The 12,189-nt window shown below is 36.7% G+C and carries 13 protein-coding genes; 12 read left to right on the top strand and 1 reads right to left on the bottom strand.

Annotation, left to right across the window (positions count from 1 at the left end):
- Window positions 1–21 precede the first annotated feature (21 nt).
- Genes DPQ89_RS00140 through DPQ89_RS00125 form a run of 4 tightly spaced genes read left to right on the top strand, consistent with a single transcriptional unit; the run spans window position 22 to window position 2,821 of the window.
- Complete coding sequence (locus DPQ89_RS00140; protein ID WP_164848197.1) at window positions 22–507, top strand: potassium channel family protein; 486 nt, start codon at window positions 22–24, stop codon at window positions 505–507.
- The gene (locus DPQ89_RS00135) at window positions 508–858 is read left to right on the top strand and encodes a SirB2 family protein (RefSeq protein WP_127713960.1); all 351 of its coding nucleotides are present in this window, start codon (window positions 508–510) and stop codon (window positions 856–858) included.
- Window positions 858–2,165 (top strand): MATE family efflux transporter, encoded by a 1,308-nt coding sequence (locus DPQ89_RS00130; protein ID WP_127713959.1) that lies wholly within the window; start codon window positions 858–860, stop codon window positions 2,163–2,165. The genes DPQ89_RS00135 and DPQ89_RS00130 overlap by 1 nt, the downstream gene beginning before the upstream one ends.
- A complete protein-coding gene (locus tag DPQ89_RS00125) occupies window positions 2,162–2,821 on the top strand; it encodes a class I SAM-dependent methyltransferase (protein WP_127713958.1) in 660 nt (219 codons plus the stop codon). The genes DPQ89_RS00130 and DPQ89_RS00125 overlap by 4 nt, the downstream gene beginning before the upstream one ends.
- Here the strand turns inward: DPQ89_RS00125 and DPQ89_RS00120 are convergent.
- Entirely contained in the window at window positions 2,807–4,282 is a 1,476-nt protein-coding gene (locus DPQ89_RS00120; RefSeq protein ID WP_127713957.1) for a sensor histidine kinase, read from the bottom strand. The genes DPQ89_RS00125 and DPQ89_RS00120 overlap by 15 nt on opposite strands.
- 80 nt (window positions 4,283–4,362) lie before the next feature.
- On the opposite strand from DPQ89_RS00120, the gene DPQ89_RS00115 reads away from it, so the two are divergent.
- The 8 genes from DPQ89_RS00115 (at window position 4,363) to DPQ89_RS00080 (ending at window position 12,181) form a co-directional block, all read left to right on the top strand.
- Window positions 4,363–4,842: a YchJ family protein gene (locus tag DPQ89_RS00115; protein WP_127713956.1), complete on the top strand. Its 480-nt coding sequence runs from the start codon at window positions 4,363–4,365 to the stop codon at window positions 4,840–4,842.
- 281 nt (window positions 4,843–5,123) lie between these two features.
- A complete protein-coding gene (locus tag DPQ89_RS00110) occupies window positions 5,124–6,464 on the top strand; it encodes a Na(+)-translocating NADH-quinone reductase subunit A (RefSeq protein WP_127713955.1) in 1,341 nt (446 codons plus the stop codon).
- Complete coding sequence (locus tag DPQ89_RS00105) at window positions 6,465–7,670, top strand: NADH:ubiquinone reductase (Na(+)-transporting) subunit B (RefSeq protein WP_127713954.1); 1,206 nt, start codon at window positions 6,465–6,467, stop codon at window positions 7,668–7,670. It abuts the gene before it with no gap.
- A gap of 9 nt (window positions 7,671–7,679) precedes the next feature.
- Window positions 7,680–8,441 (top strand): Na(+)-translocating NADH-quinone reductase subunit C, encoded by a 762-nt coding sequence (locus tag DPQ89_RS00100; RefSeq protein WP_127713953.1) that lies wholly within the window; start codon window positions 7,680–7,682, stop codon window positions 8,439–8,441.
- Complete coding sequence (locus tag DPQ89_RS00095) at window positions 8,441–9,061, top strand: NADH:ubiquinone reductase (Na(+)-transporting) subunit D (protein ID WP_127713952.1); 621 nt, start codon at window positions 8,441–8,443, stop codon at window positions 9,059–9,061. Before DPQ89_RS00100 ends, DPQ89_RS00095 begins: the two co-directional genes overlap by 1 nt.
- Window positions 9,062–9,673, top strand: a complete 612-nt coding sequence (gene nqrE, locus DPQ89_RS00090) for an NADH:ubiquinone reductase (Na(+)-transporting) subunit E (RefSeq protein WP_127713951.1) — start codon at window positions 9,062–9,064, stop codon at window positions 9,671–9,673.
- 18 nt (window positions 9,674–9,691) lie between these two features.
- Window positions 9,692–10,918 carry an NADH:ubiquinone reductase (Na(+)-transporting) subunit F gene (gene nqrF, locus DPQ89_RS00085; protein ID WP_127713950.1) on the top strand — a complete coding sequence of 409 codons (1,227 nt, stop codon included), beginning with the start codon at window positions 9,692–9,694 and terminating at the stop codon, window positions 10,916–10,918.
- 57 nt (window positions 10,919–10,975) lie between these two features.
- Window positions 10,976–12,181 (top strand): DEAD/DEAH box helicase, encoded by a 1,206-nt coding sequence (locus tag DPQ89_RS00080; protein WP_127713949.1) that lies wholly within the window; start codon window positions 10,976–10,978, stop codon window positions 12,179–12,181.
- Window positions 12,182–12,189 lie beyond the last annotated feature (8 nt).

The following is a 12,189-nucleotide window of genomic DNA, read 5'->3' as shown; positions in this document are numbered from 1 at the left end:
AAATAATAAAAGAGTGTAATTGTGTCCAGAAAGAGAATTTCGATCCATTCAAGACTAATTCAACTAATTAGCTCGAAAGAATTTATTGCTTTAACAATTCTAGGAAACACTGTAATTATTGTTTTTTCTACTGTAGTTTTTCACTTAGAAACTGATGTTAATCCATTAATGACTGAGTATTTAGATGCTGTATGGTGGGCCTTTGCTACTGTAACAACTGTTGGCTATGGGGATATTGTACCTATGACTTACTTTGGTAAGATTATCGGTATCTTCCTTATGCTCTTAGGGACTGGAATATTTGCTACTTATACGGCACTTTTTGCAAATGCTCTTCTAGGAAGAGATATTGGAAGGCTAAAAGGTGAAGTTAGGCATATCCGATCTGGAATGAGAAATATTGAGCAAGATGAAGAGAATCTCGAGCTCTCTATTGAAGAAATTAGAAATACTTTAAATAGATTAGAAAAACAATTTAAGAAAGATAAACAAAAAAAGGAAAATTAAATGTCTTATGAAGTTTATAAGGTACTTCACGTACTTGCTATCATCGTTACAGTTGCTGGACTTGCAATTGGTTATTACTCAACTCAACCTAAGCATATTAAAATTGTTTCAGGTATCTCAAGTTTTCTAATTCTTGTTGCAGGTATGGGATTACTTGCTAGATTAGGAAATAGTCATGGCGATGGATTTCCTGCATGGGTTGTTGCTAAGATCGTAATCTGGCTAATTATCTCAATTACAGGACCAGTTTTTGCCAAGAGATTGTCGGCTTCTTTAAAGCCTAAACTATTTTGGGGATATATCTTCCTATTCTTCCTTGCAACATATATTGCTGTAAATAAGCCTTTCTAGTGAAGGATAAAGTCGAGCTCACTTTTGGTGGGCTTTTCTTTTTTTCTATTCCTAGTATCTTGGGCTCATTACTAGAGCCTATCTCTGGTGTGGTTGACTCGGCCCTAATAGGCAATAGGGATACACACTGGCTAGCAGCACTCTCTATTGGGGTGATTCTTCTAAGCTCTTTTACATGGGTTTTTAACTTTCTCATTCATACTTCAACTCAAGCCGTAAGTGAGTCTTTTGCTCGTAATGATCACAATATTGTTGTTCAAAAAATAAAGGTGGCCTTACTACTTTCTTTTATTATTGGTGTACTCTCAAGTATTGGATTGTATATCTTTAGAATTCCACTTTTTCTATTCACTGGTGCTACCGATGAACTGCTCCCTCTGGTTGAAGATTATTTTAATATTCGTCTTTTAGGGCAAACATTTTTAATTATTTCTTTTACTTCAATTTCTATTCTCAGAGGTCTTTCCAGAGTTAAGGAGAGCTTTTATCTCATTTTTCTTACAACCATCGTGAATATTTCTAGTTCTTGGTACTTATTAAATTTCACAGAACTTGGAATTTCTTCTGTAGCATGGGGAACCGTTTTGGCCGGACTATTATCAATGATCATAGGTTTAGCTTTAATTTTTAGAGAGGAATTCATTAGAGAGAAATTCTTTGAAGCTCGACTCAATAAAGCTCAGTGGATTCATTTTGGAAAGAACTCTTTTAATATGTTTTGTCGCTCGATGATTTTAACAAGTTGCTTTTTCCTAAGTACTAAATGTGCCTCGAGACTTGGTGCTGAAGGGCTTGCTGCTCATCAAATTATACTTGAATTATGGCTTATCTCCTCCTTTTTGATTGATGGAGTTGCGATAACTGCGAATATCATGGCAGCAAAATTCAAAGGAGAAGGCAGCGAAAGTAAGTATCAAGATCTTAAAAAGCAGATTCTTCTATTGTCCGCTGTAATTGGCCTTTCTTTTACATTGATCTACTTTGTATTTTCTGATCAGCTGTGGAATATCTTTTCTAATGACGAACTCGTATTTGCTCAGATAAGAACAGTTTGGCCTTATATAGCTTTATCTCAAATGCTACTTGCTGTTTCATATATCTATGATGGATTATTATTTGGCCTTGAGAGATTCAGTTTTCTTCGCAAGCAAATGTTTATTGCTTTCTTTGTCTCATACTTACCGTTTATTCTTTTTTCTATTTATTATAATAGTTTTGTCGCCATATGGTTAGGTATGATCTCATTGGGAGTCTATCGTTTATTTATGGGGTATTTTGGTACAAAGTCAATAGGGGATTTGAATTGAAAGAAGTTGGAAAAGATGGATTTTCTAAAGAGTATTGGGATGTAAATTACTCCAATCCTGATGAAATGGATGGAATAGGTAATGCTGAAAATCATGCTAAGTATATGAAGGCATTATTTGATTTAGATTTTATTGATATAAGTAGTATCGTCGATTTAGGCTTTGGATTAGGACATTTATTGCAGGCAACATTAAAGGAGTTTATTCCTTATAGAGCAATGGGAATTGAGCCTTCGAAGTATCCTTTCGAGTTAGTTCTAAAAAGAGGTATTTCACCTGTTGAGTCGACAAAACTAAACCTAATTAATACAGACCTTGTAAGCTGGTGCGAAAACCCTAAGTTTTCTAAGCACTTTGATCTTGGTATTTGCACTTCAGTTTTTCAATACCTAAGTGATGAAGAGGTGAGAGCTGTTATTCCAATTTTGGCAAAACGAGTAAAGTATCTCTATTTCTCTGTTCCGACTGATAAAGAGCTTAATCGCCAGATCGAAGACCTAGAATTTAAAGATGAGTATGCGATAAGAAGATCTAGGAGCTGGTATCAGCGAGAATTAAAGAAGAGCTTTACCTTCGTTTCAACAAGAGTTTTAGAGAGTAAAGAGTTCTTTAAAGAGGAAGATACCTTCTTTACTGACTTACTATTTCGATTCTAAGGGCAGGGTTATAATAACTTTTGCAAATTGGCCTTGTTTGGATTCTAATTTCATACTTCCCTTATAGAGATTATTTATAATTTCATAAGATGAACTCATTCCTAGACCTGTCGCTTTATTTGTAGGCTTGGTTGTGTAAAAGGGAGTGAAGACCTTTGAGAGGTTTTCTTCTTTTACACCTATTCCATTATCATATAATTCTATCTCTATTGAGTCGTCTTTGATTTCGCTATTGATTTTTATCACTGGAGAAAAGTGAGTCGGATCATTTTCATATTTTTCTTGAAGTGATTCAATTGAGTTGTAGAGAGTGTTGTATAGAACTTTCCCTAGTTCACTCTTGTGACCATGGTATTCGTCGGCAAGTGGACTTAGGCTGACGCTAACGGATGCGTTAGCTTCAAGAAACTTACTCTTCATGGCAATCTCAATGGTTAAGGCGACTTCTTCTATTAGCTCATTAATACTGAAACGTTCACTATTAGATTTCTTATGACCAGCAGATGTTGAAATCAGTTGAGAGACTATCGTGTTGGCCTTGTGACCTTCTGCTAGGATATACTCGATACTTGTTTTAGCATCTTGCATAGCTTCTTCTATATCAAAGTTATCATCTTGTTCGAAGTTAACTTTCTTAGTATCTAACTCTTCAATAATTTCCTTTAAAATAGCAGAGGAGTTAATGATAATATTAAGTGGGTTTCGTATTTCATGGGCCAAGCCTGAAGAGAGTACACTTACTGCGGCCAAACTTTCTTGCTCGATTAACTTCTTTTTGAGCTTCTCATTATCATCAATATGTTTTTTTAAACTCTGATTCGTATCCTCTAGAGCTTTCTTACGCTTTTTAAGGTTTAACAATAAGTGTTCATTATTTTGTCGGGCCTCAAATGCTGTAACGATATAGTGATTCACTGACTTAGAAGATTTAATAATAATGACACAGAAGATAATGATGAAAACTGATATATAGCTCTCAGGCGTTGTGAATTGAAGAGCATACCAAATAAAGAAAGGAAGCAGTGTAAAAATAGAGTAGGGAACAAAAACTTTTGAAGAAGAAGCGTTTGAGTTAAAAGTTATTGCAACCATACCTGTAGCGATGACCAATAGAAAGAGCTGATGAATTTGGCTTAAGTATGAAAAGAAGGAAATAGAAAAACAGCTATATGTTAAGGCCGAAAGAGTAGAGAGAATTGCGAAAATTAGTTCCGTTCTTTTCTCGTTAACTTCTTCTACAGATTTTAATTTTTTAAGAAAATTAGCATAGTAATATAGACGTCCCAAAGATTGTGCTAAAGAAATTGTAAGGTAACTTAAACCTAAAGTTCGTGGTAAGTGATCTAATAGAATGATAAAAATAAGTATAGTTGAGATGGTTAGGCCAACCATAGAATTTATATTATTCTTGGCCAAGTGAGTCAGTCTAAGTTTATCTAAATAGTTTTTTTCCTTTTGCATAAAACTTTTTCGGTATATAAAAATGAAGTATTAGAAATTTAAAATAACAAAGCTAGTCTGTTATTTAGGAGAGAATTATTATGAGTTGTCCTTGTGGAGTAGGAAAAGATTATTCAGATTGTTGTGAACCATTACATAAGGGAGCCTCAAAGGCGAAAACTGCAGAGCAGCTAATGAGATCAAGATATTGTGCTTTTGCAAAAGAGCAAATTGATTATTTAATTTCAACTCAAGATAGCGCTAGCAGAGATCAGCTCAATAGAGATGAGATTGAGATTTGGTCTAAAGAAAGTGATTGGAAAAATATTGATATTATCGACACTGAAGCTGGTCTTGAACAAGATGAGCAGGGGATTGTTGAGTTTAAAGCAACATATGTTGTTGGAGATAAGGAAGTTGTTCACCACGAAAGGTCTAGCTTTGCCAAGGAAGATGGTGATTGGTACTTTGTTGAAGGTGATGTCATTAGAGATCAAGTAAAGCGAGCTGGACCTAAGGTCGGTAGAAATGACCCATGTCCATGTGGTAGTGGAAAGAAACATAAGAAGTGTTGTCTATAAAATTATGTAACGAATCAAAAGTTGCGTAGATTCCTTTGAGGGGTTTTAGTTTCTAGGCCCCTCTAATAAAGGACTTTGGAGTTTTCATTTCTTCATAGTTCTTTTTCTTTTTCATCAATATCTTAAGTTATTATTTAGGCGCTATGTGTCGCATTAAAATACTTATTTCTTTATTATGAACTAGTTACATATTGCGATATCTTTAGTATAAACAGCATAAGTAAATTTATATTTTTGTAATGAAATAAACATATTAACGTTTAAACGGGATTAGTATTACTATGATTCGTATTAAGAAAGGTTTAGATGTTCCTATTAGTGGAGCTCCTAAGCAGACAATCGAAGCTGGTCCACAAGTTAAGAGAGTTGCGATCACAGGTCCTGACTATGTTGGGATGAAACCTTCTATGAAGGTTCAGATTGGTGACACTGTTAAAATTGGACAAGTTCTTTTTGAATGCAAGAAGAACGAAGGGCTTCTTTACACTTCTCCGGCAAATGGAAAGGTTGTAGAGATTAACAGAGGCGCAAAAAGAGCGTTTCAAACTATTGTGATTGAAGTTTCAGGTCACGATCAATTAGAATTTTCAAGCTTTAAGTCAAAGAATGTAAGTGAGCTTACTTTTGATGATGTAAAGAATCTTCTAGTTGAGTCTGGACTATGGACAGCTTTAAGAATGAGACCTTTTTCTAAGGTTGCACTTCTTTCTGATAAGCCAAGCGCAGTATTTATCAATGCAATGGATACCAATCCTTTAGCTGCAAACCCAGACCAAGTTATTGGACAGTACGCTGATGACTTTAAAACAGGTGTCGAAGTTCTTTCTAAATTAACAGAAGGAAAGACTTATGTTTGTAAAGCGGCTGGATCAAAGGTCCAGGCTCCAGCAAATGTTGTTACTGAAGAATTCTCTGGTCCTCATCCTGCTGGATTAGTTGGAACTCATATTCATTTTCTAAGTCCTGTTCATGCAGATAAAGCTGTATGGCACGCAAATTACCAAGACGTAATTGCTGTTGGTAAATTATTTACAACAGGAAAACTTTGGACTGACAGAGTTATCTCTGTTGCAGGACCAAAGGCGAAGAACCCAAGACTTTTAACAACAACAATGGGTGCTCATATTCTTGATTTAGTTGCTAGTGAAACTGGTGATGGAGAATTAAGAATTATTTCTGGTTCTGTTTTAAATGGACGTAAAGTAGAGGATTCATTTCTTTACTTAGGACGTTACCATAATCAAGTTTCGATTCTTGCTGAAGGAAGAGAGAGAGAGTTCTTAGGTTGGCAAATGCCAGGACTTAATAAGTTTTCTATAAAGAGAACTTTTGTTTCTTCTCTATTTGGGTCTTCTAAGAGATTTGATATGAATACAACTACTCATGGTTCTTTAAGAGCAATGGTTCCAGTAGGAATGTATGAAAAACTTGTTCCTCTTGATGTTCTTCCAACTCAACTGATTAGATCTCTACTTACTAGAGACACTGATCTAGCACAACAACTTGGTTGCCTTGAGTTAGATGAAGAAGATTTAGCACTATGTACTTTTGCTAGTGTTGGAAAGAAGGACTTCGGTCCAATTCTAAGAGAGAATTTAACTACTATTGAGAAGGAAGGTTAAATGAAGGCTTTAAGAGGTTTTCTAGATTCTCAACATCATCACTTCGTTAAAGGTGGTAAATTAGAAAAGTTCTATCCAATGTATGAAATGATAGACACTTTTATTTATACTCCTGGTGAAGTGAGCAGAGGTTCTGTTCACGTACGTGATGGTATTGATCTAAAAAGAACAATGACAACAGTTGCAATGGCCCTGACATTCTGTTTGCTTATGGGTGCATACAATACTGGATTACAAGCAAATTTAGCACTAGCTGCTAATGGGATTACATCTGTAGATTCTTGGAGAGGCATGATCATGGCCACTTTAGGTCTTGGTTTTGATCCAGCAAATTGCATTTCAAACTTTGTTTATGGACTACTATTTTTACTGCCAGTCTTTTTGGTGACGAATATTGCTGGTGGTTTCTGGGAAGTTATCTTTGCAACGGTTAGAAAGCATGAAATTAATGAAGGTTTCCTAGTAACAGGACTTTTATTTCCACTTATTTTACCTCCAACAATTCCTCTATGGCAGGTTGCTGTAGGGATCTCTTTTGGTGTTGTATTTGGAAAGGAAGTATTTGGTGGAACTGGGAAGAACTTTTTAAACCCAGCTCTTACAGCTAGAGCATTTCTATTCTTTGCTTATCCTGGAGAAATCTCAGGTGATGCAGTTTGGACGGCCGTTGATGGTTTCACTGGAGCAACAGCTCTTGGTCAAGCTGCAACTGGTGGTGTAAGTGCTATTACAACTTCTTGGATGGATGCATTCTATGGATTTATGCCTGGTTCAATGGGTGAGACTTCAACTCTTGCTTGTTTACTAGGAGCGATCATCCTTATTGTTTCTGGAATTGGTTCTTGGAGAATTATGCTCTCTATGCTTATTTCAGCTATGGCATTTGCATTTATGCTAAATGTAATTGGTTCAGATACAAACCCAATGTTTGCTCTTCCTCCTCACTGGCACATCGTGCTTGGTGGATTTGCTTTTGGTCTTGTCTTTATGGCAACTGATCCTGTTTCTGCCGCTATGACTTTTAAAGGACAATATTTCTATGGGGCCCTCATTGGTCTAATGGCTATCCTTGTTCGTGTTATTAACCCAGCATTCCCGGAAGGTGTAATGCTTGCGATTCTTTTCTCAAATTGTTTTGCACCACTAATCGACTGGTTTGTTGTTAATGGTGATATCAAGAGAAGACAAGCTCGTATCAAGGCATAAGGAGAAGTTATGAAAGGTGAAACAGGTAAAACGCTTCTAGTCGCTTTCCTTCTTTGTATTGTTTGTTCAGTTCTCGTATCTGGTGCAGCAGTAAAGTTAAAGCCACTTCAAGAGGCCAATAAGAAACTTGACGTTAAGAAGAATCTTCTAGTTGCTGCAGGTATGGTTAACTCTACTGCAACGAAAGAGGAGATTGACTCTGCGTATTCAAATGTAACTCCATTATTAGTTGATCTTGCAACAGGTGATATTGTTGAAGGTGATATTGAAAATTACGACCAAAAGAAAGCAGCAAAAGATCCTAAGCAAAACTTAATGATTGAATCTGCTGATGATTTTGGCGGTATTAAGATGAGAGCAAAGATCGCGAAAGCCTACTTGGTAAAAGAAGCAGGAGAAACGAAAATGATCGTTCTTCCGGTTCATGGAAAAGGGCTTTGGTCTACAATGTATGGTTTTCTAGTATTAGAGCCATCAACAACTACAGTTAAAGGTATCGGTTACTATGCTCACGGCGAGACTCCTGGTCTTGGTGGTGAGATTGATAATCCTACTTGGAAAGCGAGTTGGACCGGAAAGAAGATTCTTGATGAGAACTTCGAGCCAGTATTAAAAGTTGTTAAGGGTGCTGCAAAGACTGAGACTGAAATTGATGGTCTCTCTGGAGCAACTCTTACTGCAAATGGTGTTTCTGGAACTATTAAGTACTGGCTTGGTGAAAATGGATTTGGTCCATTCTTAGCGAAGTTCAGAGATGGGGGGATTCAATAATGAGCCTTAAGAAAACTTTCTTTAAACCTCTATTTGAAGATAACCCAATTGCACTACAGATCCTTGGGATTTGTTCTGCACTTGCTGTTACTACAAAATTAGAGACTGCATTTGTAATGTGTTTAGCCGTGACTTTAGTTACAGCATTTTCAGGATTCTTTGTTTCTATTATTAGAAACCATGTTCCTTCTAGTATTCGTATCATCGTAATGATGACTGTTATTGCGTCACTCGTTATTGTAACAGATCAGCTTTTAAAGGCCTTCGTTTATGATGTAGCTAAGTCTATGTCTGTATACATCGGGCTAATTATTACAAACTGTATCGTTATGGGGCGTGCTGAAGCATATGCAATGAAGAATACACCTATTATGTCTTTTGTAGACGGTCTTGGAAACGGGATTGGGTATAGTGTTGTTTTATTATTTGTTGCATTTTTTAGAGAATTACTAGGAAGTGGAAAACTTCTTGGATACACAATTCTTCCAACAGTTGGAAATGGTGGATTCTACCAAACTAATGGTATGGCGCTACTTGCTCCAAGTGCATTTTTCCTAATTGGTCTATTTATCTGGGCCCTTAGAACTTGGAAAACTGATCAAGTGGAAAAGGAGAACTAGATGTTAGAACATTATTTAAGTTTATTTATTAAATCTATTTTTGTTGAAAACTTAGCTCTATCTTTCTTCCTAGGTATGTGTACTTTCTTAGCAGTATCTAAGAAAGTTAAAACTTCCCTCGGTTTAGGGGTAGCGGTTGTTGTTGTTCAAACAATTACAGTTCCAATTAACAACCTTCTTTATACTTATCTTTTAAAGGATAATGCTCTTCAATGGGCTGGTATAGAGGGTGTAGATCTATCTTTTCTAGGTCTTATTTCTTATATCGGAGTTATCGCAGCGATGGTTCAGATCCTAGAGATGACTTTAGATAAATTTTTTCCAGCTCTTTATACTGCGCTAGGGATCTTCTTACCACTGATTACAGTTAACTGTGCGATCATGGGTGGATCACTATTTATGGTTGAGAGAGATTATAATTTCTCTGAAAGTGTTGTTTACGGTTTAGGTTCAGGTATTGGTTGGGCCCTAGCAATTGCAGCTCTAGCAGGAATTAGAGAAAAAATGAGATATAGCGACGTACCTGATGGATTAAAAGGACTAGGGATTACCTTCATTACTGTTGGTTTAATGGCACTAGGTTTCCTTTCATTCTCTGGTATTCAACTTTAATAGGATATAGGAATAATTATGAATGAAATTATTTTAGGCGTATTAATGTTTACCGTCGTAGTCTTGGCACTTGTGCTAGTTATTCTTTTTGCAAAGTCTAAACTAGTTAGTAGTGGAAATATCAAGCTATCGATAAACGGTGAAAAAACAGTTGAGATCCCTGCTGGTGGGAAGCTACTTAACGCCCTAGCTGATCAGAAACTTTTTGTTTCATCTGCCTGTGGTGGTGGTGGAACATGTGGACAATGTAAAGTTCATGTACATAAAGGTGGGGGAGAGATTCTCGAAACAGAACTTTCTCACATTACAAAGAGAGAAGCTAAAGATGGTTGTCGTCTAGCGTGTCAGGTCTCAATTAAAGAAGATATGGACATCGAAGTAGAGGATGAAGTTTTTGGTGTTAAGAAGTGGGAATGTACAGTTAGGTCTAACCATAACGTTGCGACTTTTATTAAAGAATTTGTTCTCGATCTTCCAGAAGGTGAGTCAGTTCCTTTTAGAGCTGGTGGATTTATTCAAATTGAAAGACCTCCAGGTTTAACAATTGATTATAAAGACTTCGATATTGAAGAAGAGTACAGAGGTGATTGGGATACTTTCAAAGTTTGGGATAATATCTCAACTGTTCCTGATGAGACTATTAGAGCGTACTCAATGGCAAACTATCCTGAAGAAGAAGGGATGATAATGCTGAACGTTCGTATTGCTTCTCCACCTCCAAGAGCTCCTAAAGGAACTCCTCCAGGTAAGATGTCATCTTATATCTTTGGTTGTAAGCCAGGCGATAAGGTAACAATCTCTGGACCATTTGGAGAATTCTTTGCTCGTGATACGAAAAAAGAGATGGTCTTTGTTGGTGGTGGTGCAGGTATGGCGCCAATGCGTTCGCACTTATTTGATCAGCTCAAAAGACTTAAGACAGATCGTAAGATTACTTTCTGGTATGGAGCTCGTTCTAAGAGAGAAATGTTCTATGTTGAGGACTTTGACGGTCTACAGGCCGAAAATGAAAACTTCAAGTGGCATTGTGCTCTTTCAGATGCACTTCCAGAAGATAATTGGGAAGGTTATAAAGGATTTATTCATCAAGTATTACATGATGAATACCTAAAAGATCATCCAGCACCAGAAGATTGTGAGTACTACCTTTGTGGTCCTCCAATTATGAATGCTTGTGTAATTGACATGCTCCTTGACCTTGGGGTTGAAAGAGAAGATATTATGCTTGATGACTTTGGTGGATAATAAAGTTTTAATCGTAAAGGGCCGCTATAGCGGCCCTTTTTTGTTTAAGAGAACGTAATGAAAGACTCCAAGAAATTTGACTCACTTAAGCTACTTCCTTCTGTTTTAGAAGCAATCGAAGATGCTGGTTTTGTAAAACCGTCTCCAATTCAACTAAAAGCAATTCCTCCTCTACTAGAGGGGCGCGATCTATTAGGTATAGCCAAGACTGGCTCAGGTAAGACAGCAGCTTTTTGTCTTCCGATTATTGATAAAATAATTAGAAGACCTGTGGAGGTTTCTAGGCATCATGTTAGGGCCCTTATTTTAACTCCTACTCGTGAACTTGCCTCCCAAATTGAGCAGTTTATTCAAGACATAGGTAGTTTAGAAGGCGTTAGCTCTCTGGTCGTGTTTGGAGGTTCTAGAAGAGCTAATCAAGTTGAAATGCTAAGGGAGGGAGTCGATATCTTAGTGGCAACTCCAGGTCGACTTATTGATCTTATAGAATCTAATACATTGAGTTTAGATGAAGTTGAAACTTTCGTTTTAGATGAAGCGGATATGATGTTAGATATGGGTTTTTTACATGATGTGAATATTATCATTTCTCATCTTCCAATAAAAAAGCAGACGCTAATGTTCTCGGCCACAATGCCAAAAACCATTGAGAAACTCTCTAAAGATTTATTGCGAGATCCAGTTAAGGTGAAGGTTGACATTGAGTCGACTGTTGTAAAAAAGATTGAGCAACGTCTTTATACTTTAGTCAAAAAGGATAAATTAAACTTACTTCTTCATTTACTTGAGAATGAGGAACTCTCAAAAGTTCTCCTCTTTTGTAAGACTAAAATTGGAGCAGATATTTTAGTGGAAGAATTACTGAAACATGGAATTAGTTGTGACTCAATTCATAGTAATAAATCCCAACGTCAAAGAGAGATTGTTCTAGAGTCTTTTAAGTCTGGAGAGTTCCGCTTGTTGGTCGCTACAGATGTTGCCGCCAGAGGAATTGATATTTCGGGAATTACTCATGTTATTAATTACGCTCTTCCTGAAGAGGTTAGTAATTATGTTCATCGAATAGGGCGAACAGCAAGGGCAGGAGGAGCAGGGATTGCAATTTCCTTTTGTGTGTCATCTGAAGTTAAACTACTCGCGAGTATTGAAAAAAAGATTGGAGAGAGTATACCGGTTATTAATGATCATCCATTCTTTGCCGAGCTTTCGAGTCAGGACCCTCATTCTAAGAAGAAGAAAAAGCCTAAGAGAAAGCGCTTTTAGCTAAGTCT

This window comes from Halobacteriovorax sp. HLS, from assembly GCF_004006665.1.
Taxonomy (GTDB): Bacteria; Bdellovibrionota; Bacteriovoracia; order Bacteriovoracales; family Bacteriovoracaceae; genus Halobacteriovorax.
The sequence above is the reverse complement of the archived record's forward strand: the minus strand, read 5'-3'. Positions and strand labels throughout refer to the sequence as shown.